The sequence below is a fragment of the Falsiroseomonas stagni DSM 19981 genome (assembly GCF_900114315.1).
GTDB classification, from domain to species: Bacteria; Pseudomonadota; Alphaproteobacteria; order Acetobacterales; family Acetobacteraceae; genus Falsiroseomonas; species Falsiroseomonas stagni.
The window spans coordinates 54,853-80,757 of the sequence record NZ_FOSQ01000004.1 but is presented as its reverse complement, the minus strand read 5'-3'; the positions used below and the strand labels follow the sequence as shown (position 1 = coordinate 80,757).

General features: G+C 70.6%; 27 protein-coding genes. 9 read left to right on the top strand and 18 right to left on the bottom strand.

The annotated features are described in order from the left end of the window. Positions 1-139: 139 nt before the first annotated feature. Together uvrA and BM041_RS12760 are read left to right on the top strand one after the other, a co-directional pair. Entirely contained in the window at positions 140-3,016 is a 2,877-nt protein-coding gene (uvrA, locus tag BM041_RS12765) for an excinuclease ABC subunit UvrA (RefSeq protein ID WP_092960019.1), read from the top strand. After that, positions 3,013-4,119 carry a glycosyltransferase family 29 protein gene (locus BM041_RS12760; RefSeq protein WP_092960017.1) on the top strand — a complete coding sequence of 369 codons (1,107 nt, stop codon included), beginning with the start codon at positions 3,013-3,015 and terminating at the stop codon, positions 4,117-4,119. The genes uvrA and BM041_RS12760 overlap by 4 nt, the downstream gene beginning before the upstream one ends. A gap of 248 nt (positions 4,120-4,367) precedes the next feature. Here BM041_RS12760 and BM041_RS12755 read toward each other — a convergent pair whose 3' ends face one another. Both BM041_RS12755 and BM041_RS12750 read right to left on the bottom strand, forming a co-directional pair. Continuing rightward, entirely contained in the window at positions 4,368-5,120 is a 753-nt protein-coding gene (locus tag BM041_RS12755; RefSeq protein ID WP_175533900.1) for a molybdate ABC transporter substrate-binding protein, read from the bottom strand. Positions 5,121-5,201: 81 nt separating this feature from the next. Then, entirely contained in the window at positions 5,202-6,020 is an 819-nt protein-coding gene (locus BM041_RS12750; protein WP_092960013.1) for a squalene/phytoene synthase family protein, read from the bottom strand. 148 nt (positions 6,021-6,168) lie between these two features. On the opposite strand from BM041_RS12750, the gene BM041_RS12745 reads away from it, so the two are divergent. Next, entirely contained in the window at positions 6,169-6,807 is a 639-nt protein-coding gene (locus tag BM041_RS12745) for a superoxide dismutase (protein ID WP_092960011.1), read from the top strand. A 63-nt stretch (positions 6,808-6,870) separates the two neighbouring features. Here BM041_RS12745 and BM041_RS12740 read toward each other — a convergent pair whose 3' ends face one another. Both BM041_RS12740 and yajC read right to left on the bottom strand, forming a co-directional pair. Next, the gene (locus BM041_RS12740) at positions 6,871-7,467 is read right to left on the bottom strand and encodes a cysteine hydrolase family protein (RefSeq protein ID WP_092960009.1); all 597 of its coding nucleotides are present in this window, start codon (positions 7,465-7,467) and stop codon (positions 6,871-6,873) included. Positions 7,468-7,689: 222 nt separating this feature from the next. Continuing rightward, positions 7,690-8,028: a preprotein translocase subunit YajC gene (gene yajC, locus BM041_RS12735; protein ID WP_092960007.1), complete on the bottom strand. Its 339-nt coding sequence runs from the start codon at positions 8,026-8,028 to the stop codon at positions 7,690-7,692. Between the two features lie 109 nt (positions 8,029-8,137). Here yajC and BM041_RS12730 point away from each other — a divergent pair, with 109 nt between their 5' ends. Then, positions 8,138-9,004 carry an ATP-binding protein gene (locus BM041_RS12730; protein WP_245762068.1) on the top strand — a complete coding sequence of 289 codons (867 nt, stop codon included), beginning with the start codon at positions 8,138-8,140 and terminating at the stop codon, positions 9,002-9,004. Between the two features lie 242 nt (positions 9,005-9,246). Continuing rightward, positions 9,247-9,468 carry a hypothetical protein gene (locus BM041_RS12725; RefSeq protein WP_092960003.1) on the top strand — a complete coding sequence of 74 codons (222 nt, stop codon included), beginning with the start codon at positions 9,247-9,249 and terminating at the stop codon, positions 9,466-9,468. Between the two features lie 38 nt (positions 9,469-9,506). Here BM041_RS12725 and BM041_RS12720 read toward each other — a convergent pair whose 3' ends face one another. Then, on the bottom strand, positions 9,507-10,112 hold the full coding sequence (locus BM041_RS12720; protein WP_092960001.1) for a hypothetical protein: 606 nt from the start codon (positions 10,110-10,112) through the stop codon (positions 9,507-9,509). Between the two features lie 219 nt (positions 10,113-10,331). Between BM041_RS12720 and BM041_RS12715 the strand changes: the two genes are divergently transcribed. Continuing rightward, the gene (locus BM041_RS12715; RefSeq protein ID WP_139226044.1) at positions 10,332-10,556 is read left to right on the top strand and encodes a hypothetical protein; all 225 of its coding nucleotides are present in this window, start codon (positions 10,332-10,334) and stop codon (positions 10,554-10,556) included. A gap of 18 nt (positions 10,557-10,574) precedes the next feature. Here BM041_RS12715 and serS read toward each other — a convergent pair whose 3' ends face one another. The 11 genes from serS to BM041_RS12660 all read right to left on the bottom strand — a co-directional run bounded on the left by serS (position 10,575) and on the right by BM041_RS12660 (position 21,577). Further along, positions 10,575-11,846 (bottom strand): serine--tRNA ligase, encoded by a 1,272-nt coding sequence (gene serS, locus BM041_RS12710; RefSeq protein WP_092959997.1) that lies wholly within the window; start codon positions 11,844-11,846, stop codon positions 10,575-10,577. 77 nt (positions 11,847-11,923) lie between these two features. Next, a complete protein-coding gene (tatC, locus tag BM041_RS12705; RefSeq protein WP_245762067.1) occupies positions 11,924-12,721 on the bottom strand; it encodes a twin-arginine translocase subunit TatC in 798 nt (265 codons plus the stop codon). An 18-nt stretch (positions 12,722-12,739) separates the two neighbouring features. Continuing rightward, on the bottom strand, positions 12,740-13,318 hold the full coding sequence (tatB, locus tag BM041_RS12700; protein WP_092959995.1) for a Sec-independent protein translocase protein TatB: 579 nt from the start codon (positions 13,316-13,318) through the stop codon (positions 12,740-12,742). 103 nt (positions 13,319-13,421) lie between these two features. Next, positions 13,422-14,519, bottom strand: a complete 1,098-nt coding sequence (locus BM041_RS12695) for an ABC transporter ATP-binding protein (protein ID WP_092959993.1) — start codon at positions 14,517-14,519, stop codon at positions 13,422-13,424. Beyond that, complete coding sequence (scpB, locus tag BM041_RS12690) at positions 14,516-15,142, bottom strand: SMC-Scp complex subunit ScpB (protein ID WP_092960515.1); 627 nt, start codon at positions 15,140-15,142, stop codon at positions 14,516-14,518. The genes BM041_RS12695 and scpB overlap by 4 nt, the downstream gene beginning before the upstream one ends. 19 nt (positions 15,143-15,161) lie before the next feature. Then, entirely contained in the window at positions 15,162-15,950 is a 789-nt protein-coding gene (locus tag BM041_RS12685) for a segregation and condensation protein A (protein WP_408735404.1), read from the bottom strand. Continuing rightward, the gene (locus BM041_RS12680; RefSeq protein WP_245762066.1) at positions 15,950-16,654 is read right to left on the bottom strand and encodes a site-2 protease family protein; all 705 of its coding nucleotides are present in this window, start codon (positions 16,652-16,654) and stop codon (positions 15,950-15,952) included. The genes BM041_RS12685 and BM041_RS12680 overlap by 1 nt, the downstream gene beginning before the upstream one ends. Next, complete coding sequence (nagZ, locus tag BM041_RS12675; protein ID WP_092960513.1) at positions 16,651-17,658, bottom strand: beta-N-acetylhexosaminidase; 1,008 nt, start codon at positions 17,656-17,658, stop codon at positions 16,651-16,653. Before nagZ ends, BM041_RS12680 begins: the two co-directional genes overlap by 4 nt. Positions 17,659-17,766: 108 nt before the next feature. Further along, positions 17,767-18,621, bottom strand: a complete 855-nt coding sequence (locus BM041_RS12670; RefSeq protein ID WP_092959989.1) for an SPOR domain-containing protein — start codon at positions 18,619-18,621, stop codon at positions 17,767-17,769. Further along, positions 18,618-20,393: an arginine--tRNA ligase gene (argS, locus tag BM041_RS12665; protein WP_092959987.1), complete on the bottom strand. Its 1,776-nt coding sequence runs from the start codon at positions 20,391-20,393 to the stop codon at positions 18,618-18,620. The genes BM041_RS12670 and argS overlap by 4 nt, the downstream gene beginning before the upstream one ends. A gap of 14 nt (positions 20,394-20,407) precedes the next feature. Beyond that, positions 20,408-21,577, bottom strand: coding sequence for a deoxyguanosinetriphosphate triphosphohydrolase (locus tag BM041_RS12660; RefSeq protein ID WP_092959986.1), 1,170 nt, complete (start codon positions 21,575-21,577; stop codon positions 20,408-20,410). A 105-nt stretch (positions 21,578-21,682) separates the two neighbouring features. On the opposite strand from BM041_RS12660, the gene BM041_RS12655 reads away from it, so the two are divergent. Then, positions 21,683-22,030 (top strand): HesB/IscA family protein, encoded by a 348-nt coding sequence (locus BM041_RS12655; protein WP_092959984.1) that lies wholly within the window; start codon positions 21,683-21,685, stop codon positions 22,028-22,030. Positions 22,031-22,066: 36 nt separating this feature from the next. Then, a complete protein-coding gene (locus BM041_RS12650; protein WP_092960512.1) occupies positions 22,067-22,843 on the top strand; it encodes an exodeoxyribonuclease III in 777 nt (258 codons plus the stop codon). 173 nt (positions 22,844-23,016) lie between these two features. On the opposite strand, the gene BM041_RS12645 is transcribed toward BM041_RS12650, so the two are convergent. Next, positions 23,017-23,292 (bottom strand): hypothetical protein, encoded by a 276-nt coding sequence (locus tag BM041_RS12645; protein WP_092959982.1) that lies wholly within the window; start codon positions 23,290-23,292, stop codon positions 23,017-23,019. 195 nt (positions 23,293-23,487) lie between these two features. Next, on the bottom strand, positions 23,488-25,206 hold the full coding sequence (ilvD, locus tag BM041_RS12640) for a dihydroxy-acid dehydratase (protein WP_092959980.1): 1,719 nt from the start codon (positions 25,204-25,206) through the stop codon (positions 23,488-23,490). Positions 25,207-25,332: 126 nt separating this feature from the next. On the opposite strand from ilvD, the gene BM041_RS12635 reads away from it, so the two are divergent. Then, positions 25,333-25,902, top strand: a complete 570-nt coding sequence (locus BM041_RS12635) for a Uma2 family endonuclease (RefSeq protein WP_092959978.1) — start codon at positions 25,333-25,335, stop codon at positions 25,900-25,902. Positions 25,903-25,905: the final 3 nt, after the last annotated feature.

The following is a 25,905-nucleotide window of genomic DNA, read 5'->3' as shown; positions in this document are numbered from 1 at the left end:
TTAGCTGTCCCCGCCGGTCTCGCAAAATCCGTTGAAGCACTACCTATAGGGCTTCGCATCATCTAGAACAAGACGCGAACGCCGTCCCGACTCCACGGGGCGGCGCCCCTACGGCCCACCCAGACCGATCGGTGACCTCATGAGCGGATTGATCCGCGTCCGCGGCGCGCGGGAGCATAACCTCAAGAACATCGACATCGACATCCCGCGGGACACGCTGACGGTGGTCACGGGGCTGTCGGGGTCGGGCAAGTCGTCGCTGGCCTTCGACACCATCTATGCCGAGGGCCAGCGCCGCTATGTCGAGAGCCTGAGCGCCTATGCCCGGCAGTTCCTCCAGCTCATGCAGAAGCCGGATGTGGACAGCATCGAGGGCCTGAGCCCCGCCATCTCCATCGAGCAGAAGACCACCAGCCACAACCCGCGTTCCACCGTCGGGACGGTGACCGAGATCCACGACTACATGCGTCTGCTCTGGGCGCGGGTCGGCGTGCCCTATTCGCCCGCCACGGGATTGCCGATCGAGGCGCAGACCGTCTCCCAGATGGTGGACCGCATCATGGCCATGCCGGAAGGCACGCGGCTTCTGCTGCTGGCCCCCGTTGCCAAGGGCAAGAAGGGCGAGTTCAAGAAGGATTTTCTCGAATTCCAACGGCGCGGGTTCGAACGGGTCAAGGTCAACGGCACGCTCTACTCGGTCGGTGAGGTGCCGGCGCTCAACAAGAAGCTGAAATACGATATCGAGGTCGTGGTGGACCGCATCGTGGTCCGCGAAGGCATCGAATCGCGCCTGGCGGACAGCCTGGAAACCGCGCTCGCGCTGGCCGATGGCGTCGCCTATGCGGAGGGTGCGGACGACCAGAAGCGCACCGTCTTCAGCCAGAAATTCGCCTGCCCCGTCAGCGGCTTCACGATCGAGGAGATCGAGCCGCGGCTGTTCAGCTTCAACTCCCCCCAGGGCGCCTGCCCCACCTGCGACGGCCTCGGCACGCAATCCTTCTTCGATCCGATGCTGGTGGTGCCGGATGACACCAAGTCGCTGAAGGACGGCGCGGTGCAGCCCTGGTCCGGCGCGTCATCGCCCTATTACGACCAGACGCTGGAAAGCCTGGCGCGCCACTACAAGGTGGCGATGACGACGCCCTGGGCCGATTTGCCCAAGGCATTCCGTTCGGTCGTCATGACCGGCACGGGCAGCGAAGTGGTCACGTTGAAATACAAGGACGGGCTTCGCGCCTATGACGTGAAGAAGGCGTTCGAGGGCGTGATCCCGAACCTTGAGCGCCGCTACCGCGAGACGGACAATCCCTGGGTGCGGGAGGACCTGTCCCGCTACCAGGCGGACCGCCCCTGCCCCGCCTGCCAGGGCCATCGCCTGAAGCCGGAAAGCCTGTCGGTGAAGGTGGCGGAATGCCACATCGGCCACGTCAACAACCTGTCCATCCGCAAGGCGCGGGACTGGTTCGCGCAGGTGATGCCGACGCTGACGCCGCAGCGCCAGGAAATCGCCCGCCGCATCCTGCGGGAGATCGAGGAGAGGCTGCAGTTCCTGGTGGATGTGGGGCTCGACTACCTCTCGCTCGGCCGTTCCTCCGCCACGCTGTCCGGCGGCGAATCGCAGCGCATCCGCCTGGCATCCCAGATCGGCAGTGGCCTCACCGGCGTGCTGTATGTGCTCGACGAACCCAGCATCGGCCTGCACCAGCGGGACAATGAACGCCTGCTCAAGACGCTGCGGCGCCTGCGGGACATCGGCAACACGGTACTGGTCGTGGAGCACGATGAGGACGCGATCCGCAGCGCCGACCATCTGATCGATATCGGCCCCGCCGCCGGCAAGGGCGGCGGGCGCATCATCGCCCAGGGCACGCCCGCGGCGGTGGAGGCGAATCCCGACAGCATCACGGGGCAGTACCTGTCCGGCGCGCGGCGCATCCCGATGCCCGCCACGCGCCGGCCCATCGACCCGAAGCGCGTCATCCGCGTCGTCGGCGCGCGGGGCAACAACCTCAAGGACGTCACCGCGGAGATCCCGCTCGGCACCTTCTGCTGCGTCGCCGGCGTCTCCGGCGGCGGGAAGTCGACGCTGGTGATCGAGACGCTCTTCAAGGCCGCGTCCCGCCGTCTGATGGGCAGCGGGGAGGTGCCGGGGCCGCATGAGCGGATCGAGGGTCTCGAACACCTCGACAAGATCATCGACATCGACCAGTCGCCGATCGGCCGCACGCCGCGATCCAACCCCGCGACCTATACCGGCCTGTTCGGCCCGATCCGCGACTGGTTCGCGGAAATGCCGGAATCCCGCGCCCGCGGCTACCAGGCCGGCCGCTTCAGCTTCAACGTCAAGGGCGGCCGCTGCGAGGCCTGCCAGGGCGATGGCGTGCTGAAGATCGAGATGCACTTTCTTCCCGATGTCTACGTGACCTGCGATACCTGCAAAGGGAAGCGCTACAACCGCGAAACCCTTGATGTGAAATTCAGGGGAAAATCCATCGCCGACGTGCTGGACATGACGGTGGATGAGGGGGTGGAGTTCTTCTCCGCCGTGCCGTCGATCCGCGACAAGCTCGTCGTGCTCCGTGATGTCGGCCTCGGCTATATCCATCTCGGCCAGCAGGCGACGACGCTGTCGGGCGGCGAGGCGCAGCGCATCAAGCTGTCGAAGGAATTGTCGCGCCGCGCCACCGGCCGCACGCTCTACATCCTCGATGAGCCGACGACGGGCCTGCATTTCGAGGATGTGCGCAAGCTGCTGGAAGTGCTGCACGCGCTGGTGGCCCAGGGCAACACGGTGGTGGTGATCGAGCACAACCTGGAGGTCATCAAGACCGCCGACTGGATCCTCGACCTGGGGCCGGAGGGCGGCGAGGGCGGTGGCCGGATCGTGGCGCAGGGGACGCCGGAGGAGGTGGCGGAGGCACCGGAAAGCCATACCGGCCGCTTCCTGAAGCCCATCATCGCGCGCGACGGCAGCGTGGCGGCCCCCATCGTGGCGAGGAAGCGGAAGAAGGCGTGACGGCCACCGTCCACTCCCCGCACTACCTCCTCCGCATGGCGGTCGCGGCCCGGCCGCAGGGCGAGCGGGCCGACTGGCTGCGACACCATCTGGAGACCAAGCCGGACGCCGACCGGCGCTATGCCTGGCATGTCGCGGAGGCGCTGTTCGAAACGCATCCGGAGCCCCTCCGCGCCGCCGCGACGGCACTTCTGGCCCATGCGCCGAGCCGCCCCTTCGCGGCAATGGCCCTGGCGCGGCTGCACAACCGGCTCGGCGAGTTCGATGCCCTGCGCGCCCTGATCCTCTCGGAACTGCCCGCACCGCCGGTTCCCCGGCCGGAATGGCTGCGAGCCCTGCTCCGCACCGAACTCCTCGCCCCCTCAGCGGAGGCGGTCCGGCACTGGGCGTTGGCGATGGCAGAGTTGTCGCCCCTCACCCGCCGCTCGCTTCGCCTGCAGCACCACTGCCTTCAGGGTCGCCCCGCCGATGCCGGGCCGGTGCGGGAAGTGCTGGCCAAGCGCCTGCCGGGCATCATGGCGCAGGGCATGCCGCCGGCGCTGGAGCGCCTGGCGATGGCGCGCGACGTGGCCGTGGTCGGCAACGGCTCCGGCCTTCGCGGCAGCGGCGCCGGCGCGGCGATCGAAGCGCATGACATGGTCATCCGCATGAACTACCCGCTGCTGACCGGGCATGAGGCCGATGCGGGGCGGCGCTGCGACCTGATGCTGTTCCACGAGACCAAGCGCCCGATCCTGCCCAGCCTGGTCACGCGCGAACCCGGCTTCGACACCCTGCCCGCGCTCGGCATCCGCGGCATCGCCTTCGAGGATCCGGCCCCCCCCGGCCCCCCGCGCCTGCCCAACGGGCTGATCGACCTGGTCTCCGGCATCGCCTATCCCTGGCCAACCACGGGGCTCACGGCGATCATCCTGGCGGCGGTCGTCTTCGCGCGGCCGGTCACGCTGTTCGGCTTCGACTTCTTCGCCCCCGGACGCCAGGGCCACTATTTCGGCGACGTCACCGCCGCCGTCATGCACGAACTGGCCTATGAACGCTGGTTCGCGGCGCATGCGCTGCCGGTGCTGGGCCACGCCGTCACGCGCCACTCCTCCTCGGCATAGGGTTTGGCCCGGGCTGCGATCGGTGCGTGGATATTCGGGCCTGCCAGGCGGGGGCTCGCGGCGGGCGGGGCGATGGGGTTCCACCGCCGGGCGCGCCCGCAGCCAGGTCTCCACAGGCCCTGGACCCATGTCGGAAGCGACGCCGAAAGGGGCCTCGCGACCTGCATCGGCGCAGTGTCCGCCTCGTCGGGTGATTCGGCCCGACTCGATCATGCCCCGACTAGATCATGCTCTCACCGGCGTGCGCCTCACGCCGGCCGGAACCCGATCCGCGCATAGGCCGCCCGCGCGGCCTCCCCCGACAGCAGCGCCAGCAGCGCCCGCGCCGCCGGCCCGTCCTGCACGATGGCGGCGCGATAGACGGTCCAGAGGTTCAGCGCCTCCGGCAGCAGCCCCACCAGTTGGACGCCGGGCCGGTCGATGATCTCGGTCGCCTGGCTGAAGGCCAGCGTCACCTCCCCGCGCCCCGCCATCGCCACGCCTTCGACGCCGAAGGAGACGAGCCGCAGCTTCGGCCGCAGCGCCTCCGTCAGGCCGAGCCGCTCGATCACCACCGCCACATGCCGCCCGGCGGTCGCGCCGCGGGCGGGGTCGGCATAGGCGATGGTCTCGGCGGCCAGCAGCGCGTTCCGGAAGGCCTCCGGCGTCCCGATATCCGGCGCCGGCCGCCCGGCCGGGGCCGCGAGGCCGACGCCGGTGCGCCCGACATCCACCGCGCCATCGGCCGGCCCGATGCCGCGGCCGCGGATCGCCGCCACCGCCTCCGCCGACAGCAGCGTCACCGCCGGGCGTTCACCCGCCAGGATCCGGTCCCGCAGCGCGCCGACCGTGTCGAAGGCGGCGGAGGGGACGGGCCGGCCGGCGGCACGCTCCGCCGCCTGCAACTCCTCCACCGCATGCTTGGTGGCGCCCGCCGCGAAGATCGCGGGCGTGTCCTGCGCCCGGGCGATCCCCGGCAGCATCAGCAGCGGCGCGGCCAGCAGGGCGCGGCGAGACGGCATGGACATGATCCTCCCTTTTGTTGCGCGAAGGGTGCCATGGCTTCCGCCTGGCTGGAAATGCCCGCCTGCGGCCGTGGCCCGCTACAACCGGCCCCGGAATGCCGCCCACGCCACCGCCAGCCGGTCCGCCACGCCGCGCGGCCGCGGCACGGGCTGCCCGGCGGCGATGCGGCGGAGGTCGCGCCGCGCCAGCACGGCGGGCAGCGCCGCCGGCAGCGCGGCGTGGGGCAAGGCCTCCGCCATCGCCTTGCCGATCATCACGCCCCCTTCCTCCGCCAGCGCCCGCAGCAGGGGCGCGGCGATGGCGGGGTCCGCCACCACCGCCTCCGTGATCAGGCCCGCTTCCGCCAGGGCGTCCCGCGGCAGCAGGCAGCGGCCCTGGGCGGCATGGGCGGGCACGCTGCGCAGCACCCCCGAAAGCCCGTGCAGGGCGCCCAGGCGCTGCAGCAGGGGCAGGGATTCCGACGGTGCCCCGGCCAGCCGCCCCGCCACCACCGCGAAGCCGCCGGCACCCGCGCGGAGATAGGACCCGAAGGCTTCCCGCGTCGGGATCCCCTCCTCCTCCGTCTCCGGCTCCCGCGCATCGACCAGGCCCAGCAGGTCATCCGCCGCCAGCGCGCCGGACACGATCGCGGCATGGAGCGGCGCCGCCACCTCATGCCGCCGGGCGGGCGCGCCGGAAGCTGCCTCGCCGATGGCGTCCCGCCACCATTGCAGCCGGATCAGCGCGGCGACGGGGTTGATCGTCGCCTCCCGCGCGCGGGCCAGTTCGTGATTGAGGGCGATGAGGCAGAAGAACGCCTCCCGGACCGCTGCCGGCATGAAGATCGCGGTCAGGAACCGGTCCGGGTCATGCGCGCGGGCGAAGGCTGCGATGGGCGAAAGCGCGGTGGTGGCCATGGCGGCTTGATGACGGTCCCGCGCAGGCCCGGCAAGCGTCCCGCGCCAAGCGGGCAAGCGTGGTTGACGCCCTGAAGCACCACGCCTAGGTCAGTCGTCGGCCTCCGGCGTGACACGGGGGCAAGAACCTCCAACGGGAGAGTCCCCCATGCCCTTCAGCCTGCCGCCCCTGCCGTATTCCACCAACGCCCTCGCGGGCCAGGGCATGTGCCAGGAGACGCTCGAGCTCCATCACGGCAAGCACCACAATGCCTATGTGACGGCGCTGAACGGCCTGATCGAATCCAAGGGCCTGGCCGGCAAGACGCTGGAGCAGATCGTGGCGGAAGCCGGCAAGGCCGGCGCCGATGGCCTGCCCGTGCTGAACCAGGCCGGCCAGCACTGGAACCACATCCTGTTCTGGCAGGTGATGTCGCCCAAGGGCGGCGGGGACAAGCTGCCGGGCAAGCTGGCGGCGAAGATCGACAGCGACCTCGGCGGCCTCCAGGCCTTCAAGGACGCCTTCAAGCAGGCCGGCGTGACGCAGTTCGGCAGCGGCTGGGCCTGGCTGGTCATCGGCACCGACGGCAAGCTGAAGGTCACCAAGACCCCGAACGGCTCCAACCCCGTCGCCACCGGCGAAGGCACGCCGATCCTCGGCGTCGATGTGTGGGAACACGCCTACTACCTGGATTTCCGCAACGTCCGCCCGAACTACCTCGACAACTTCCTGAACAAGCTCGTGGACTGGGAAGTGGTCGAGGGCCTGATGGACAAGGGCGGCCTGAGCAGCGGCCAGGCGGCCTGACCCTTCCAGGGTCCAGGAACAGGGGGCGCCGGAGCCATCCGGCGCCCCTTTTTCATGCCCGGATCAGCCGATCGCCGCGGCCGGCAGCACCACGGCGAAACGGTCCGCCAGTTCCGCCAGCGCGTGGCGGTGGATCGCCGCGCCGCTGATCGCGGGGCCGCCCAGCGCATCGGGCAGCGCCCGCGTCGCGCAGGCATCATGCGGCACCGTCACCCGATAGCCGAGGTCGAGCGCCGCCCGCGCCGTGCTGCTGACGCACATATGCGTCTGGTAGCCCGCCACGATCAGCTCCTTCCGCCCGATGGCGGCCAGGCGCTGCGCCAGGTCGGTGCCCGCGAAGGCGTTGGGCAGCGGCTTTTCCACCACCGCCTCCTCCCCGGCCGGCGCGACCTCCGCCAGGATGGCGCCGCCCGCGGCATCGCGGTCGAACAACCCGCCGGCGCGGCCCTTATGCGCGACATGGATCACCACGGCGCCGCCCGCCCGCGCGCGGGCGATGAGGCCGGCAAGCACGGGCAGCGAGTCCTCGATGCCCTCCAGCGGCAGCTTCCCCGTGCGGTATTCGCCCTGCGCATCGATCACCAGCAGCACGGCCTCCGCCAGGGCGGGCGGGGCCAGGCTGGCGCCGGCCATCTGCAGCAGGGTCCTGGGCTCGCTCATCGTCACTCTCCGCTGATGTCCGCGCCCTTCTGACACCCGCCGCGCCGCCTGTCCCGCGCGCAGGGCGCATGCCGCCGAAGGGCCGCCATGCGCGCATGAAAAAGGGGCGGACCTTGCGGCCCGCCCCCGTGACACCAAAGGGTGCCTTCAGGCCCTGGCGTCGCAGACGCCGGCAGGCCCTGGCGTCGCAGACGCCGGCAGGCCCTGGCGTCGCAGACGCCATCAGGCCTTGGTGTCGTTCGCGGGCTCCGGCGGCTTCACCACGCTGGCGATGGTGCCGCGCACCACCGTCACGCGCACGCCGGGCGCGATCTCCACCTCGATCTCGTCGCTGTCGTCGCGCACCTTGGAAATGGTGCCGACGATGCCGCCCGCGGTGATGACCTTGTCGTTGCGCTTCAGCTGGCCGAGCAGCGCCCGGTGTTCCTTCATCTTCTTCTGCTGGGGCCGGATCAGCAGGAAGTAGAAGACCGCGAAGATCAGGATCAGCGGCAGCAGCTGCATGATCACAGCCGTGGTGCCGCCATCGGCGGTCTGGGCGTAGGCAGGCGAAATGAACATGGGGTTGGGTCCGGCTTTCTTGGGGCTGCGCCGGGGTTGCGGCGCCTCGGCCCGCAACCTAGCTTCCGCCCCCTTTCCGTCAATACGCCGCAGCAGCCGGGGCCCCGCCTTGACCGATCCGCACGCCCTCCTCCCGACCCTCACCCGCATCGCGGAGGCCCTGGAACGCCTGGCGCCCCCGCCGCCGCCGGCGCCCGACCTGCGCGGCGCCGATGCCTTCGTCTGGCATCCCGGCCCGCCCGCACGCCTGGCGCCGGTGAAGCGCGTCTCCGCCGTGGATATCGCGCTGCTCCAGGGCGTGGACCGCCAGAAGGGCCTGGTGCTGGAGAACACGCTGCGCTTCGCCCGCGGCCTGCCGGCCAACAACGCCATGCTCTGGGGCGCGCGCGGCATGGGCAAGTCGTCCCTGGTGAAGGCCGCCCACGGCGCCGCCAATGCCGAGAATCCGGGCTGCCTGGCGCTGGTGGAAATCCAGCGGGAGGATGTCCGCACCCTGCCCGACCTGCTCAACATCCTGCGCGCCCAGCCCCGCCGCTGCCTCGTCTTCTGCGACGATCTGTCCTTCGAGCGCGAGGACGCGGACTACAAGGCGCTGAAATCCGTGCTGGATGGCGGGATCGAGGGCCGGCCCGCCAATGTCCTGTTCTACGCCACCTCCAACCGCCGCCACCTCATGTCCCGCGACATGATCGAGAATGAGCGCAGCACCGCCATCAACCCCGGGGAGGCGGTGGAGGAGAAGGTCAGCCTCAGCGACCGCTTCGGCCTGTGGATCGGCTTCCACAACTGCGACCAGGACACCTTCTTCGCGATGATCGAGGGCTACGCCGCCACCTTCGGCCTGCCGGTCGGGCCGGAGGAGCTCCGCAAGGCCGCTGTCGAATGGTCCGTCACCCGCGGCGGGCGGTCCGGCCGCGTGGCCTGGCAATTCGTGCAGGAGATGGCCGGGCGTCTCGGAGTCCGGCTGGACGGGTGAGCATGTCCGCCAGGTGACGGGCTTCTCATGACGTGAAACTTGCCCGATAAGTTACGGTATACACAGGAAAATCCGCCATTCATTGCGGATTTTCCCCTGGGCCTGTCGCGCGGGTGAATTCGCCGCATCCTTTGGACCTGTGCCTTGCGTCATCCTCACGCCGGCGAGAGCGTGCCCCGGCGCGCACGCCTCGCCATGGTGGCGACAAGCCCGGCGCCGGCTTGCAAAGGATCACGGCCTTGATGGCTGCCCTCTACGCCCCCTTCGGCATGATCTTCGGGCTGATCGGCCGCTACCCCTGGCCCACGACCATCGCCTGCGCCGCCGGTACGCCGATCGGCTTCCTCACCGGCCATGACGTCATCGGCGTCACCTGCGCGCTGGTGGGGTCCATGGTGATGATCTGGATCGACGAGACGACCAGCCCCCGCGCGATCGACGAAGGCGTGGCCGCCGGCGATTGAGCCGGGCGGGCCGGGCGCCAGGACGGCACCCGGCCCGGTCAGTTCACGCCGCGCCCCGGCCGCCTGTCCTGCCGCCGGCTGCCATCGGGCAGGAAGAGCCAGACATTCCCCTCCCAATCCCCGAAATCGACGCCCTCATATTCCGAGAAGACGGGGATGCCGAAGACGGTCGTGGTCACCACGCCGTGGTTGTAGATCTGGATGGAGTCGGAAGCGCGGACCGTCGCGTTGATCTGCCCCGCGAGTTCCCGCATCAGCAGCCGCCCATTGCCGGTGAAGCCGGTGGAGGAACTGTCCTCCGCCGCCGCGCAGGCATAGATGTCCATCTGCCCGCCGGCCATGAAGCGGCCCGACAGCGCGTTGAAGGCACCGACGGTATCGAAGGTCAGGTCATCCTGTCCGAGTTGCAGCCCGAAGCCGCCACCCATGCGCGACATCGCCATGCGCTCATCGGCCACGCCACCCTCATAGCCATGGCAGCAGACGGACAGGCGTGACAGCCTGTTGGAGCCGAGCGCCGCCGTGACCCGGTCGAACAGCCGGGTCAGGGTCGTGCTGGTGCCGACGATGATGTCGGTCGGCCGTGGCCGCTTGAATCGCGCGCCGATACGCGTGTCCAGCACCCGCAACTCCACCGCCGCCATGCCGGGTCTCCTGTCCGCCGAAGCCTCAGCCTGGACCCTGCCGTCGCGCGCTGTCGAGCGCGGGCGGTTTCAGCGTGTTTCAGCCGCGGATTGCAACCATCCCATGCGGCGGACGGGGCACCGATTGGCGTTGTCTCCGGCGAAGGGAGGGCCGAGGGTGGTCCGCGCATCCGCCCGGCCCATCCGGTGGCGAGGGATCCGCGAAGGACACCCCCCAACGTGATGCGTATCCTGTGGCTGCCCTACACCCTGCCGGTGGGCCTGATCGGGCGCTACCCCTGGCAGACCGTCGCCCTCTGCACCGCGCTGACGGCGGCCTGTGCCCTGTTCGGCCATCCCGGCTACGGCGCCTGGGCGGCCATGCTCGGCTCCATCGTGATGATCTGGCTGGCGGAGCGTGGCCGCCCCGCGCCCATCCAACTCGCCACCGCCGCGGGCGACTGACGGTGGCCGCTGCACCCCTCAGGCGGGGTGCAGCATCTCCACCCCGCCCATCCAGGGGCGCAGCACCTCCGGCACCAGGACGGAGCCATCGACCTGCTGGAAGGTTTCCAGCACCGCGATCAGGGCGCGGCCCACCGCCACGCCGCTGCCGTTCAGCGTGTGCAGGAACTCCGTGCCCTTCCCCCCGGCGGGGCGGAAGCGCGCATCCATGCGCCGCGCCTGGAAGTCCCGGCAATTGGAGCAGGAGGAGATCTCCCGCCAGGCCTGCTGCCCGGGCAGCCAGACCTCCAGGTCATAGGTCTTCGCCGCGCCGAAGCCGGTATCCCCGGCCGAGAGCATGATGCGCCGCCAGGTCAGGCCGAGGTCGGTCAGCACCCGCTCCGCGCAGGCGGTCATCCGTTCATGCTCCGCCGCGCTGTCCTGCGGCAGGCAGATGGAGACCAGTTCCACCTTCGGGAACTGGTGCTGGCGCAGCATCCCCCGCGTGTCGCGGCCGGCCGAGCCCGCCTCGCTCCGGAAGCAGGGGGAGAGCGCGGTGAAGCGCAGCGGCAGCGCGGATTCGGCCAGGATCTCCCCGCGGACCAGGTTGGTCAGCGGCACCTCCGCGGTCGGGATCAGCCAGCGGCCATCGGTGGTGCGGAACAGATCCTCGCTGAACTTCGGCAGCTGCCCGGTGCCGTACATGGTCGCGTCATTCACCAGCAGCGGCACGGCGACCTCCGTGTAGCCGTGCTGTTCCGTGTGCAGGTTCAGCATCCACTGGCCGAGCGCGCGTTCCAGCCTGGCGAGGGGCCCGCGCAGGATGGTGAAGCGCGTGCCGGCCAGCTTGGCGGCATTGCCGAAATCCATCCCGAAGGCTTCGCCGAGCTCGAAATGCTGTTTCGGCGTGAAGGCGAAATTGGCCGGCGCGCCATGGGTGTGCAGGACGACATTGGCGCTCTCGTCCAGGCCCTCCGGCACCTCCGCATCCAGCACATTGGGCAGGGCTGCCAGCAGCGCGTCGCGTGCGGCCTCATGCACCTCCGGCGTCGCGGCGGCGGCGGCATCGACGGCGGCCTTCACCTCCGCCTTCAGCCGCTCGGCCTCAAGCGCGTCGCCGCGCTTCATGGCGGCGCCGATCTGGCGGGACAGCTCGTTGCGCGTGGTCTGCGCGGCCTGGGTGATACGGATGGCCTCGACGCGGAGGTCATCGAGGCGCAGCGCCTCCGCCGCCGCGGGGGGCGCGCCGCGGCGGGCGAGCGCGGCGTCGAAGGCGGCGGGGTTGGCGCGCACCAGCTTGATGTCATGCATGGTCGGCAGCCCCTCCCTGGGGCGTCACTGCGAGGAAGCGAAGGCGGGATGGGGGCCTTCGCCCCCGGAAGCCCGCTTCAACTCGTCGTCTGATCTTTCGGCGGCTTCGGCGTCATCCACAGCGCGGCCAGGATCGACAGTTCGTAGAGCAGGATCAGCGGCACCGCCAAGCCGATCTGGCTGATGATGTCGGGCGGCGTGATGATGGCGGCGACGACGAACATGCCGACGATGGCGTAGCGCCGGCCCTTGCGCAGACCCTCCACGCTGAGGATGCCGACCTTGACCATGAGCGTCAGCGCCACGGGCAGCTGGAAGGCGATGCCGAAGGCCAGGATCATGTGCATGACCAGCGACAGATACTCGCTGACCTTCGCTTCCAGCTGGATGGGGACGGACCCCGCATCGGCCGGCGTCTCGAAGGAGATGAAGAATGTCCATGCCAGCGGGAAGATGAAGTAGTAGGCCAGCGCCGCGCCGGCGAGGAACAGGAAGGGCGAGGCGACGAGGAAGGGCATGATCGCCTTCTTCTCGCTCCGGTACAGGCCGGGCGCGATGAACAGCCAGAGCTGCGTCGCCCACATCGGGAAGCTGAAGAAGGTGGCGCCGAAGAAGGCGACCTTCAGGTAGGTGAAGAAGGCCTCGTACAGCGCGGTGAAGATCATCCGCCGGTCCTGCCCGCCGGATTGCGCGTGCAGGATGTCCGCCAGCGGCGCGGCCAGGAAGCCGTAGATCTGCCTGGAAAAATAGTAGCAGACGGCGAAGGCGATGATGAAGGCGCCGATCGACCACATGAGCCGCGTGCGCAGCTCCATGAGGTGCTCGATCAACGGCATCGGCTTGTCGTCGATCTGGTCTTCCGGATCACGCGGCACGGGGGGGGATCCGTTATCTCAGGCTGCGGAAGGGGGCGGCGCGGGAGGCGTCGCGGGGGCCGGCGGCGGCGTCACCGTCGCGACGGGCGGGACCGATACCGGGGGGACCGAGGCGGGTGGCACGAAGGCGGGCGGCACCACGGCGGCGGGCGGCGGCGGCGGCTGCGGCAGGGGCGGCAGGGTGCCGGGCGGCACGAAGGCGGGAGCCGCGGGCGGTGGCGGCGCGGCCGGCATGGCGGCGGGAGGCGGCGTCACGGCGGCGCCATGCACCGAATCGCCGTTGAAGGCATCCCGCAGCGGGTTGCCGATCGGGTCTTCCGTGAAGGTCTTGCGGATCGACCCGTCCTTGTCGATCTCCTTCTCCACGATGTCGCGCACGTTGAAGTTGCGGATCTCGTTGATCGAGTTCCGCACGTCATCCAGCTTCGCCTCGCGCACCACCTCATCCACCTGGCCCTGGAACTCCCCGGCCATGCGGCGGAGCTTCTGGATACCCTTGGCGATGCCGCGCACGGCATCAGGCAGGTCCTTGGGGCCGATGACGACCACCGCGACCACCGCGATCAGCGCGAGTTCGGACCAGTCGAGACCGAGCATTCTTCCCCATTCCCGCGCCGAGCATCGTGCCGGCCTGCGGGCCCATCCCGTTAGCAGGATCGCCGCGTCGCGCCAATCCGGCGGCGATGACCCCGAACCCTATCTAGGGAGCCTCGGCCGGGAATACGAAGGCCCGTTGCGGATCCATCGCGACGGAAACCTTCTCCCCCCGGGCCAGCCAGACCCCGGGCGGCAGCCGGGCATGCAGGTGCAGCAGCGCCCCCTGCCCGTCCGGCACCGCCAGGTGCACCAGCGTGGTGGCGCCGAGCAGCCGGCAGGCCTCGACCTCCGCCACCGCCCCGCAGCCGGACAGATCGCCGGCCAGCGGCGCCGCGGGGCCATCGGCGGAAGGCGCGGTCATCACCCGCAGCCCCTCCGGCCGCAGCAGCACCTGCACGGGCTGGTTGCCCAGCGCCTCGGGCGCCGGGACGGTGCCGATCGGCGTCTCCGCCCGCCCGGCATGGACCCGCGCGGGCAGGACATTCACCTCCCCCAGGAAGGTCGCGACGAAGCGGGTGGCGGGCGTCAGGTAGAGTTCGGTGGGGGTGCCGAGCTGTTCGATCTGGCCCGCATTCATCAGGGCGATGCGGTCGGCCATGAACATCGCCTCCTCCGCATCATGCGTCACGATCAGGGTCGCGATGCCGGCTTCCTGGAGGACATGCAGCGTGTCGTCCCGCACCTGTTCGCGCAGCCTGGCGTCGAGGCTGGCGAAGGCCTCGTCCAGCAGCAGCACGGAAGGGCGCGGCGCCAGGGCGCGGGCCAGCGCCACCCGCTGCTGCTGGCCGCCGGAGAGCATGTGCGGCCAGGCGGCGGCGAAACCCTCCAGCCCGACGCGCGCCAGCGCATCCATGATCCGCCATTTCCGCTGGCCGCGCGGGATGAAGCGCAGGCCGAAGGCCACATTCTCCTCCACCGTCAGGTGGGGAAACAGCGCGTAGTCCTGGAAGACGAATCCGACGCCGCGGCCTTCCGGCGGCGTCTCCCGCCCCGGCTCGGCGATCAGCTGCCCGCCCAGCGTGATCCGCCCGGCCTGGAGGGGTTCGAGCCCGGAGGCCAGGCGCAGCAGCGTGGTCTTGCCGCAGCCGGAGGGGCCGAGCAGGCACAGGATCTCCCCCGGCCCGACATCAAGGTCGAGGCCGCGCAGCACCTGGCCGCGTTCGGGGTAGGAATGGGAGACGCCCTCGAATCGGATGCTCAAGGGGTGGGGGCCTCGCCCGGCGGATCGGCCGGCTTGTACGGTTCCTTCGGGGCCTGCATCGCCGCCAGCAGCGGCGCGGCGGCGTCGGCGCTGACCAGCTCCTCCCGCCGCGGCAGGTCACGCAGCGACTTCAGGCCGAACTGTTCCAGGAATCGCGGCGTGGTGCCCCACAGCGTCGGTCGGCCCGGCACCTCCCGCTGCCCGCGCGGCGCGACGAGGCCGTGTTCCAGCAGCGATTCGAGGGTGGACTGGGACAGGCTGGCGCCGCGGATCTCCTCGATCTCGGCCCGCGTCACGGGCTGGTGCCAGGCAATCACGGCCAGCGCCTCCATCGCCGCGCGGGGAAGGCGCTTCGGCACCTCCACCACGCGGGTGAGCGCGGGCGCCAGTTCCGGCGCGGTGCGCAGCGCGAAGCCGCCGGCGACTTCCACCAGCGTCACGCCACGGCCATCCAGCAGGATGGCGAGTTCGGCCAGCACGGCATCGGCGGCCTGGCCTTCGGGCAGCACCTGTTGCAGGCGGTTGGGCGCCAGGGGGCGGTCGGTGGCGAAGAGCAACGCTTCGGCGATGCGGATCGCCTCCGCCGAGACGGCGGGCAGCGGCTCGATCGCGTCGGGAACCATCAGGGGTTCCCCTTCCTCCTCAGGCGGCGCGCACATCCCGCTGACCCTCCACGGCCTCCGCACGGCGCAGCAGGATGGGGCCGAAGGCCCGGTCCTGGCGCAGTTCCAACGCGCCGCCGCGGGCCATCTCCAAGCCTGCAATCAGCGTGCTGGCAAGGGCCGCGCGGCGCTCCACCGGGTCCAGCGCCGCGTCATCCGGCATGAAGCGCTGCAGCACGGCCCAGGAGGGAAGCTCCCCCAGCACCTGGGTCAGCCGCTGGATCGCCTCCTGCACCGTGAACAGCTTTCTCGGTTTCGGGCGGTAGGGCCGCTGCGCCAGCGCGCGGCGGCGGGCGGCGGCGTAGGCCTGGCAGAGGGATGCCAGGTCCGCACGGATGCCCGACCGATCCTCCACCGTCAGGCTTTCCGGCGCGCCGCGGGCGAAGACATCCCGGCCGAGCTGAGGCCGCGCCTGCAGCCAGGCGGCGCCGGCGCGCATCGCCTCCAGCTCCGCCAGCCGGTCGGTCAGGCGGGCGGCCAGGGCCTCCGGGTCCTCCTGCTCGGCCGTCTCCTCCTTCGGCAGCAGCAGGCGGGATTTCAGCCAGGCGAGCCAGGCGGCCATGACCAGCCATTCCGCCTGCAATTCCAGCCGCATGCCCCCGACTTTGTCCCGATGGGCCTGGTCGATCACCGCCAGATACTGGTCTACCAGCGATACGATGGAGATGTTGGCGATGTCGAGCTTCTGCGACCGCGCGAGGTCCAGCAGCAGGTCGAGCGGACCCTCATAGCCATCAAGCCGGAGATGCAGCACGGGATCCGTCATCATCACCCCCCGTGGCCGGCCAGCATGAACATGAAGCGCAGCACCGGCAGGGCCACGTTGCGGATCAGCGTGCCCAGCGGATCGAACCCCGTGATGAGGTGCGGCAGCACGAAGATCAGGCCGATGACGATCAGCAGGCCGAAGCGCTCCGTGCTGGCCACCGCGCGCGCCAGCGGCGCCGGCAGGATGCCGACCAGGATGCGCCCGCCATCGAGCGGCGGCAGCGGCAGCAGGTTGAAGCAGGCGAGAATCACGTTGTAGAGCATGCTCAATGCGATGAAGCGGAGCAGCCATTCCGAGCCGTCTTCCGGCAGCGAATCGGACAGCGCCGCCACCCCATGGGCCGCCAGGCCGAAGCCCCAGGCAAGGGCGAAGTTGATGGCCGGCCCCGCGGCCGCCACCAGCACCATGCCCCAGCGCGGGTTGCGCAGCCGCCAGATGTTCACCGGCACGGGCTTCGCCCAGCCGAACATCGCCTCCACCCGCCCGATCGTCAGCAGCTGGGAGACCAGCAGGAAGGCCGGCAGCAGGATGGTGCCGACCAGGTCGATGTGGCGGATCGGGTTGAGGCTGACGCGCCCCATCCGCGCCGCCGTGTCATCCCCCAGCGCCTTGGCCGCGAAGCCATGCGCCGCTTCATGCAGGGTGATGGCGAGGATCGCGGCGAGCGCGATGGCCGCGATCTCTCCCACCCATTCGATGCTCACGAGGCGGCGGCCAGCAGGGTGTCCCGCGCGGCAATCAGGGCCGAGGGGTTGAGCGGGCGGGCGGCGGCGGCGGTGGCGGCGCGGGCGGCGGCCAGGCGCCGCGCCGCATCCTCCGACAGGGCCGGGCAGGTGGCGAGCACGGCGGCGGTTTCCGCCAGCACCCCCGTGCAATGCAGCACCAGGTCGCAGCCCGCGCGCACCGTGTCCCCGGCCAGGTCGTTGGACAGGCCGGCCATGGCGCCCATGGCGAGGTCATCCGAGACCAGCACGCCATCGAAGCCGATCTCGCCCCGGATCACGTCCCGGATCAGGGACGGTGACAGCGTGGCGGGCAGCCTGGGGTCCAGCGCGCTGTAGAGGATATGGGCGGTCATGGCCCAGAGGCCGTCCCCTGCCCCCTCGGCGCAGACCAGGCGAAAAGCCTCGATATCCGGGGCCAGGGTGGCGCGGTCGGCCTCCACCACCGGGAGCGATTCGTGGCTGTCCACGCGGGCGCGGCCATGGCCGGGGATGTGCTTGATGACGGGGATGCAGCCGGACTGGCGCAGCCCGCTGATCCAGGCGGCGCCGAGGCGCGCGACCTCCGCCGGATCGGCCGAGAAGGCGCGGTCCCCGATCACCTGATGCATCCCCGGCAGCCGCAAATCGAGCAGCGGCGCGCAGACGACATCAAGGCCCGATTCGGCGCAGGCCATGCCGATCAGCGCCGCATTCGCCTCCGCGGTGGTCTCGGGCCGGCCCTCGAAGGCGGCGGCGGGGGGGAATTCGGGCCAGTGCGGCGGGCGCAGCCGCGCGACCCGGCCGCCTTCCTGGTCGATCAGGATCGGCGCCTCCGCCCCCAGTTCCTGGCGGAGCGACTCGGTCAGCGCGCGAAGCTGCGCGGGGCTTTCGACGTTGCGGCGGAACAGGATGGCGCCGGCCGGGCGATGGCGGCGGAACAGCGCCGCCTCCTCCGCGGAGAGCGCCGTGCCGGCGATGCCGACCACGGCGGCGAGAAGGGTCATGGAAACCTCAGACCCTGTGAAAAAATCGAGCTTGAGCATTAATGCCCGTTGAAATCATTGGGCTTTTTCCTCGGATTCCGGCGCTTTCGGGCATTAAGTCACAAGCTCTCAGCGGACCGGGATGCAGGTGGCGCCGCGGGCGCGGACCTGTTCGCAGAATTCGCGCGCCGCATCCTGGTCCGCGAATCCGCCGGTGCGGAGGCGGAAGAGCGGGGCCTGCCCGTCGCGGTCGAGGCGCGTGACGGCCGGGCTGCGCCCCTGGAAGAGCTCGGGCGCCCGGCGGGCGACGCGATCCCATTCGGCGCGGGCGCTGTCCTCACTGGTCAGGGCGGCGATCTGGACCTGGACGCGGCCCGATCCGGCGGGGCGGGCCGGCGGGGTGATGGCGGTGGCGGCCGGGGCGGGCGTCGCCGGCGGGGGCGCGGCGGCGGGCGCCTGCCGGGCGGCGGCCTGGGGCGCGGCGGGTGCAGCCGCGGCAGGCGCGTTGCCGTTCGCTGGCGGGGCGGCGGCGGGCGCGCTGGCGCCGGGGGCGTTCTGGCCCGGCACCGCCTGGCCCGGGCGGGGCGCGGGCTGGGGGGGCCAGGTCGGCGCGGGCGCGACGACGGGCGGCGGCGCCACGGCGGCGCGCAGGCCGCCGATATTCGGTGCCTCGGCTTCCGGCGCCAGGCCGGGGGCGCGGGTGGTGGCGGCGTTGCCCTGGGCGCGCTGGCCGGGCCGTTCGAGGACGAGTTCGGATTGGTTGGGAACGCGAAGGCCGCCCGGGTCGCTGGGGCGGACCTTGAAGGGCCGCGGATCAGCCTCCACCACCGGCACGCTGCGGGCGCCGATTCGCTCGATCGCCCACCATCCCGCCGCGCCGGCGGCGACGAAGGCCAGCACGCCCCCCGCCATGGCGATCATGCGCCATGGCACGGCGGATGCCGGCCGGTGCAGGCGATAGGAAGGCACCATCGCGTCGCTCATCGCATCTCCTCGACGGGTTCCACCCCCATGACCGCGAGGCCGGAGCGGAGAATGGTCGCCGTGGCCGCCACCAGCGCAAGCCGCGCCTTGGTTGCCTCCGGCTCCTCCGCCCGGATGAAGCGCAACGTGGAATCGTCACGCCCCCTGTTCCACAATACATGAAAGTCGCTGGCCAAGTCTTGGAGAAAGAACGCGATTCGGTGAGGCTCCCGTGCAACCGCGGCGGCTTCCACCGTCCGCGGCCAGCCCGCCATGCGGCGGATCAGGGCGAGTTCGGCGGGGTCCGAGAGGCTGTCCAGCGGCGCGGAGGCGAGGTCCGCCAGCGCGGGGTCGCCGGCCTGGCGCAGGACGGACCGGCAGCGGGCATGGGCGTATTGGACGTAGAAGACGGGGTTGTCCCGGCTCTGCTCCACCACCTTGTCCAGGTCGAATTCCATCTGCGCGTCCGCCTTGCGCGTCAGCATGGTGAAGCGCACTGCGTCCTTGCCGACCTCGTCGATCAGGTCGCGCAGCGTGATGTAGGTGCCGGCGCGCTTCGACATGCGCACGGGCTCCCCGTTCTTCATCACATGGACGATCTGGGTCAGCACGACGTCCAGCGAGACCTTGCGGTCCGACAGCGCCGCGACGGCGGCCTGCATGCGCTTGACGTAGCCGCCATGGTCCGCGCCCCAGACCTGGACGAGTTGCGGGAAGCCGCGATCGATCTTGGCCAGGTGGTTGGCCACGTCATTGGCGAAATAGGTGCCGGAGCCATCGGATTTGCGGAGCGGCCGATCGACGTCGTCGCCGAATTGCGTGGCGCGGAACAGCACCTGGGGGCGCGGTTCCCAGTCATCCGGCGTCTTGCCCTTCGGGGGTTCGAGGACGCCGGTGTAGATCAGCTCCTTTGCGGTCAGCGTCGCCTCCGCCTTCTCCAGCCAGCCTTCCGAAACCACCTGCCGTTCACTCACGAAAATGTCGTGCTGGACGCCCAGCGCCGCCAGGTCCTCGCGGATGGCGGCCATCATCGCCTCCACGGTGAAGTCCCGCACCGTGTCGAGCCAGAGGGACGGGTCCGCCGGGGTCGCACCAGGGCCGGAGAGCGTGTCCTTGAAGATCTGCCGCAGGGCGACGCCGACGGGGACCAAATAGTCGCCGCGGTATTGCAGGCCGGATGGCGTGGCGGCGGCGTAGTCCTCCTCGGTCATCGTGGTGCCGAGGGCCTGGAGGTACCGCCAGTAGGCGGCATAGGCGAGCGCCAGCACCTGCGCGCCGGCGTCGTTGACGTAGTATTCCCGCGTGACGTCGAAGCCCGCCTTCCGCAGCAGCAGCGCCAGCGCATCACCGACCACGGCGCCGCGGCAATGGCCGACATGCATGGGCCCGGTCGGGTTGGCGGAGACGTATTCGACGTTGACGGGGCCCCCTTCCCGCTTCGGGCCATCGCCATAGGCCGGGCCGGCGGCGAGCACGGCCGGCACCACGCCGCGGACGAAACCATCCGCCAGCTTGATGTTCACGAAGCCCGGGCCCGCGGGGGTGGCGGAGACCACCATGGGCAGGGCGGAAAGCTTTTCGCAGAGGCTCGCCGCCAGCTTGGGCGGGGCCAGCTTCGCGGCCTTCGCGACCACCATCGCGGCATTGGTCGCCATGTCGCCATGCGCCGCATCACGCGGCGGCTCCACCAGCACGCGCGCGAAGTTTTCCGGCGGCAATTCGGGCAGCAGCGCGGCCAGCGCCTCCACCACATGGGCGCGCATGGCGGCAAACAGGTCGTCAGTCGGGGTCATGGGAACGCTTTCGGTCAGCCGGGAATGGTCGGGTCGGTGAGGCGCTTGTGCTCTTCGAGCGCATAGCGGTCCGTCATGCCCGCGAGGTAGTCGCACACCGCGCGCGCCGCGGCCTGGCTGCCGGGGTCGCCGGCTTTCTCCTGCCACCAGGGCGGCAGCAGGCGGGGTTCGCCATGCAGCAGGCTGAACAGCACCTGCAGCGCCCGCTTGCACTTCTGCGTCGTGCGGTTGACGCGCCAGTGGCGGTACATGCGCTGGAACAGGAAGGCGCGGAGTTCGTTGTTCGCCTCCATCATGGCGTCGGAGAAGGCGACCACGGGCCGGTCATGCGCGCGGATGTCGGCGGCGCTGGCGGGCTTGAGGGCGGCGATTCGCCGGCGCGTCTCCGCCACCACGTCGTTCACCATGGCGTTGATGACGCGGCGCACGACCTCGCTGGTCGCGCGGTCCTTCGGCAGGGTCGGGTGCTGGCGCTTCGCGTCCTCGAAGGCCGTCTTCACCAGCGGCAGCGTCGCCGCCTCCTCCAGCGTGAACAGCCCGGCCTTCACCCCGTCATCGAGGTCATGGTTGTTGTAGGCGATGTCGTCGGCCAGCGCGGCCACCTGCGCTTCCGCACTCGCATGGGTCGTCAGGTCCAGCGGGTGCAGCCGGTCATATTCGACGATGTAGGGGGATGGGCGCCGCAGCGGGCCATTGTGCTTGGCCAGGCCCTCCAGCGTCTCCCAGGTCAGGTTCAGACCGTCGAAGCCGGCGTAGCGGGTCTCCAGCAGCGTCACGGCCTTCAGGGACTGCGCGTTGTGGTCGAAGCCGCCATAGGGCTTCATCGCGGCATCCAGCGCATCCTCCCCGGCATGGCCGAAAGGGGGGTGGCCGAGGTCATGGGCCAGGGCCAGCGCCTCCGCCAGATCCTCATCCAGCGCCAGTTCCCGGGCGACGGAACGCGCGATCTGCGCCACTTCCAGGCTGTGGGTCAGCCGCGTCCGGAAATGGTCGCCTTCGTGATAGACGAAGACCTGCGTCTTGTATTGCAGGCGCCGGAAGGCCGTGGCGTGGATGATGCGGTCGCGGTCGCGCTGGAAGGGCGAACGAGCACCGCCACCGGGCTCGGCATGCAGCCGGCCCCGTGAATCGCTGGCCCTGACCGCCCAAGGGGCCAGGCCGTCCGGAAGCCGCGTCGGGTCCATGCGCAAGGCCGTAGCACCGCCCGCCGCGGGCGGGCAACAGAGCGTTGGGCGTGGAAACCCGGGCGGGACCGTCCTATCTTCCCTTCAAGGAGTACCGGACCCACCATGGATACGAACATCAGCCCCGCCTTCCGCGTGACGCCCCGCGCCGCGCAGCAGGTTGCCGAAATCGCGGCGCGGGAAGGCAAGCCCCATGCCGGCCTGCGGCTCGCGGTCGATGCCGGCGGCTGTTCCGGCTTCCAGTACAAATTCGGGCTGGAGGATGCGCCGGCGCCGGACGATCTGGTGGTGGAACAGGGGCAGGGCCGCGTCTTCGTCGATCCCGTCAGCCTGGACCTGCTGGCAGGGGCGGAACTGGATTGGACGGAGGCGCTGATCGGCGCCCATTTCGCCGTGAAGAACCCCCAGGCCGTCTCCGCCTGCGGCTGCGGGACCAGCTTCAGCGTCGGGTAGGCTGGCCGGGCGCCCTGGCGTAGGATCGGGCGCATGATCCGCCTCGCCAGCTTCAACGTGAACTCCGTCCGCAAGCGGGCGCCCCACATCCTGCGCTTCCTGGCGCGGGAGCAGCCGGACCTGCTGTTCCTCCAGGAACTCAAGTGCAAGACGGAGGAGTTCCCCGAACTCGAACTCAGCGCCTCCGGCTACCGGATGAAGGCGGTGGGGCAGCCGGGCGGGCGCAACGGCGTGGCCGTGCTGGCGAAGCCGGGCCTGGATTTCGAGGTGGTGGCGGAGTCGCTGCCGGGCGACGAGGGCGACACCCACGCCCGCTACATCGAGGTGGCCGCCGCCGGCCTGCACGTGGCCGGCATCTACCTGCCGAACGGCAATTCCGGCGGCGATGACGGCTACGCCTACAAGCTGGCCTGGATGGAACGCCTGCGGGTGCTGGCGAAGGAACGGCTGGACCGCTTCCTGCCCTTCGCCGTGCTGGGCGACTTCAATGTCTGCCCGACGGCGCTGGATTTGGCGCCGGGCGCCCTGCCGGCGACCGATGCGCTGGTGCGGCCGGAAACCCGGGCCGCCTGGCGCGCGCTGGAGAATCTGGGCCTGACCGACGCGCTGCGGGCGCTGCATCCCGGGGAACGCGTCTACACCTACTGGGACTATGGCAGCGCCTTCGAACGCAATGCGGGGCTGCGGATCGACCACGCTTTGCTTTCCGCCGAACTGGCGGAGCGGCTCGTGGCGGCGCGGGTGGATGTGACGCCGCGGGCGGAGGACACGCCGTCCGACCACACGCCGGTGATCATCGAGATCGAGGGATAGGCCCGTACCCTGCGCTGGCGCGGGCTAGGGGATGGGGCGCTGGTGATGCGGGGAAGGCGCCGCCTTCCCCGCGCCCCATCCGCCAGGGGGCAGAGCCCCCTGGACCATCATCAATTGATGAGTCCCGCGCTCCGAGGTTCCGTTGGACCCTGGCGAAGGAGCAGTGGGGAGGGCTACCAGCGGCGGTCCCAGTGACGGTCCCAACGCCGCTCATGATGCCGGGGCGGCGGGCCCCAGTGGCGGGGCGGCGGCGCGTAGTAGGGGCGGTAGACCGGCTGCGGACGGTAGTAGACCGGCGGCGGCGGGGGCGGCGCGTAGTAGGGGCGGCCATAGCCATGGCCGCCGCCGTAATACCCGCCCCCATGCACCGGGGTCAGGTCCCCGGCCACGACGCAGCCGGGGGCGACAGCCAGCGGCAGGATGAGGAGCAGCGCGCGAAGGCGTTGCATGACCAGTCTCCGGCGGCGGGGATGGAGGGTCGAAGGCGATTCCGCCGCGCCTGATCATGAAGCGCCCGGCCCGTGCCCGCCGCAGGGCGGGATCAGGGCGATGTCACGGCGATGACGGCGGGTTCATGGCGGCCCCCTCCCCAGCCGGGGCGCATGGCGGCTCCGTGGCGGGCCGCCATGCCTGGCACGACCGGGTTACTGGTCGGCGTAGACGTGGCTCTCCCCGGCCGCGCCGGGATGGGTCACGGCGCCGTGGGAGGCCGGGCCGACGAGCTGCGCATACTTCCACAGCGCGCCGCTGGTGTAGTCCGTCTTCCGGGGCGTCCAGGCGGCGCGGCGGGCGGCCAACTCGGCTTCCGGGATCATCACGTCGATCGTGCCCTTCTCGGCATCGATGACGATCGGGTCGCCGTTCTTCAGCAGCGCGATCGGCCCGCCCACCGCCGCTTCCGGCCCGACATGGCCGATGCAGAAGCCGCGCGTCGCGCCGCTGAAACGGCCATCAGTGATGAGGGCCACCTTGTCCCCCATGCCCTGGCCATAGATGGCGGAGGTGGTGGACAGCATCTCCCGCATCCCCGGCCCGCCCTTCGGGCCTTCGTAGCGGATGATGATGACGTCACCGGGCTTGTAGGCGCGCATGTCCACGGCCTTGAAGGCATCCTCCTCGCAATCGAAGCACAGCGCCGTGCCTTCGAAGCGCAGCGACTTCATGCCCGCGATCTTCACGATGGCGCCTTCGGGGGCCAGCGTGCCCTTCAGGGAGACGACGCCGCCGATGGCGGAGACGGGGTCGGAGGTCGGGCGCACCACATCCTGGTCGCGCGGGACGATCACCTCCCGATGGTTCTCCGCCAGCGACTTGCCGGTAACGGTGATGGCATCGCCGCGGAGGTAGCCGCCTTCCAGCAGCGCCTTGATGATGACCGGCACGCCGCCGACGTTGAAGACATCGAGCGCGACATACTTCCCGCCCGGCTTCAGGTCCGCGATATGCGGGGTGGCGCGCATGATCTCCGCCACATCATGGATGTCGAACTTGATGCCGGCCTCATGCGCGATGGCGGGCAGATGGAGGGCGGCGTTGGTGGACCCGCCGGTGGCGCCGACGATGGCGGCCGCGTTGAACAGCGCGTCCATCGTGACGATGTCGCGCGGCCGCAGGTTGCGGCGGATCAGATCCACCACCGCCCGGCCGGATTCGACCGCCCAATGGTCCCGCCGCTGGTCGGGCGCGGGCGCGCCGGCGGAGCCGGGGAGCGCCAGGCCGATGACTTCGGAGATGCAGGCCATGGTGTTGGCGGTGAACTGGCCGCCGCAGGCGCCGGCGCCGGGGCAGGCGTGCTCCTCCAGCTCCTGGAGTTCCTCATCGCTCATGTTGCCGGCGGCGTGCTGGCCCACGGCCTCGAACACGTCGAGCACGGTGACGTCGCGGCCGCGGTGGCGGCCCGGCATGATGGAGCCGCCATACATGAAGACGGAGGGCACGTTCAGGCGGATCATCGCCATCATCAGGCCCGGCAGCGTCTTGTCGCAACCGCCGAGGCCCACCAGCCCGTCATAGCAATGGCCGCGCATGGTGAGTTCCACGCTGTCCGCAATGATGTCGCGGGAGGCCAGCGAGGACTTCATGGACTGGTGGCCCATGGCGATGCCGTCGGTGACGGTGATGGTGGTGAATTCGCGCGGCGTGGCGCCGGCTTCCTTCACGCCGATCTTCACCGACTGCGCCTGGCGGGACAGCGCGATGTTGCAGGGCGCGGCCTCGTTCCAGCAGGTGGCGACGCCGACGAAGGGCTGGGCGATCTCCTCCTTCGTCAGGCCCATCGCGTAGTAGTAGCTGCGATGCGGCGCGCGTTCCGGCCCCATGGTGGTGTGGCGGCTGGGCAGCTTGGACTTGTCCCACTGGGTCATTCGGGCGGTCTTCCCTGTTGCTGTCGGTGCGTTTCCACCCCCGGCCGGGGCCGCCCGATTCCTGGCCTTTGGGTGCCATAATGCGCGCTTGCCGGTAAGGGGGGGCGGTGGCGTAGGATCGGCGCCATGTCGGAACGGCTGGAGATGCCGCCCGGGTTGCTGACCATTCCCGAATTCATGGAATGGGTCGACCGGCAGCCGAAGGGCACCTACGAACTGGTCGCAGGCCGCGTCGTGGTGGAAGCGATGGCGCCCGCCCTGATCCGCCACGCCCGCACCAAGATGGCGGCCTGGCTGGCCCTGCGGGAGGCCCTGCGTCGCGACCACAGCGGCTGCGAGGCCTTCATGGATGGCGTTGGCGTGCAGGTCGGCACGGACACGATCCGGATCCCCGATGCCTCCGTGAATTGCGGCCAGGTCCCGGACAATGACAGCCGCGTCCTGCCGGAGCCGGTTGTGGTGGTGGAGGTGCTGTCCCCCTCCACCCACCGCGAGGACACGGTCGGCAAGTTCCGCGACTACTTCCGCATTCCGTCGGTGCGCCACTACCTGATCCTGGACCCGGAGGCGCTGGTCGTGCTGCATCACCGGCGCGACGGGGACGGCACGATCCAGAGCGCGATCCTGGGCGCGGGCCCCCTCACCCTCGACCCGCCCGGCATCACCGTGCAGGTCGAGAGCCTGTTCGAGGACTGACCC

What these genes read in the sequence shown, in the direction of transcription:
- uvrA (WP_092960019.1), top strand. Translation starts at nt 140, where the DNA reads ATGAGCGGATTGATCCGCGTCCGCGGCGCGCGGGAGCATAACCTCAAG.
- BM041_RS12755 (WP_175533900.1), bottom strand. Translation starts at nt 5,120, where the DNA reads ATGCCGTCTCGCCGCGCCCTGCTGGCCGCGCCGCTGCTGATGCTGCCG.
- BM041_RS12750 (WP_092960013.1), bottom strand. Translation starts at nt 6,020, where the DNA reads ATGGCCACCACCGCGCTTTCGCCCATCGCAGCCTTCGCCCGCGCGCAT.
- BM041_RS12745 (WP_092960011.1), top strand. Translation starts at nt 6,169, where the DNA reads ATGCCCTTCAGCCTGCCGCCCCTGCCGTATTCCACCAACGCCCTCGCG.
- BM041_RS12740 (WP_092960009.1), bottom strand. Translation starts at nt 7,467, where the DNA reads ATGAGCGAGCCCAGGACCCTGCTGCAGATGGCCGGCGCCAGCCTGGCC.
- yajC (WP_092960007.1), bottom strand. Translation starts at nt 8,028, where the DNA reads ATGTTCATTTCGCCTGCCTACGCCCAGACCGCCGATGGCGGCACCACG.
- BM041_RS12725 (WP_092960003.1), top strand. Translation starts at nt 9,247, where the DNA reads ATGGCTGCCCTCTACGCCCCCTTCGGCATGATCTTCGGGCTGATCGGC.
- BM041_RS12720 (WP_092960001.1), bottom strand. Translation starts at nt 10,112, where the DNA reads ATGGCGGCGGTGGAGTTGCGGGTGCTGGACACGCGTATCGGCGCGCGA.
- serS (WP_092959997.1), bottom strand. Translation starts at nt 11,846, where the DNA reads ATGCATGACATCAAGCTGGTGCGCGCCAACCCCGCCGCCTTCGACGCC.
- tatB (WP_092959995.1), bottom strand. Translation starts at nt 13,318, where the DNA reads ATGCTCGGTCTCGACTGGTCCGAACTCGCGCTGATCGCGGTGGTCGCG.
- scpB (WP_092960515.1), bottom strand. Translation starts at nt 15,142, where the DNA reads ATGGTTCCCGACGCGATCGAGCCGCTGCCCGCCGTCTCGGCGGAGGCG.
- BM041_RS12685 (WP_408735404.1), bottom strand. Translation starts at nt 15,950, where the DNA reads ATGATGACGGATCCCGTGCTGCATCTCCGGCTTGATGGCTATGAGGGT.
- nagZ (WP_092960513.1), bottom strand. Translation starts at nt 17,658, where the DNA reads ATGACCCTTCTCGCCGCCGTGGTCGGCATCGCCGGCACGGCGCTCTCC.
- BM041_RS12670 (WP_092959989.1), bottom strand. Translation starts at nt 18,621, where the DNA reads ATGAGCGACGCGATGGTGCCTTCCTATCGCCTGCACCGGCCGGCATCC.
- argS (WP_092959987.1), bottom strand. Translation starts at nt 20,393, where the DNA reads ATGACCCCGACTGACGACCTGTTTGCCGCCATGCGCGCCCATGTGGTG.
- BM041_RS12660 (WP_092959986.1), bottom strand. Translation starts at nt 21,577, where the DNA reads ATGGACCCGACGCGGCTTCCGGACGGCCTGGCCCCTTGGGCGGTCAGG.
- BM041_RS12655 (WP_092959984.1), top strand. Translation starts at nt 21,683, where the DNA reads ATGGATACGAACATCAGCCCCGCCTTCCGCGTGACGCCCCGCGCCGCG.
- BM041_RS12645 (WP_092959982.1), bottom strand. Translation starts at nt 23,292, where the DNA reads ATGCAACGCCTTCGCGCGCTGCTCCTCATCCTGCCGCTGGCTGTCGCC.
- ilvD (WP_092959980.1), bottom strand. Translation starts at nt 25,206, where the DNA reads ATGACCCAGTGGGACAAGTCCAAGCTGCCCAGCCGCCACACCACCATG.
- BM041_RS12635 (WP_092959978.1), top strand. Translation starts at nt 25,333, where the DNA reads ATGTCGGAACGGCTGGAGATGCCGCCCGGGTTGCTGACCATTCCCGAA.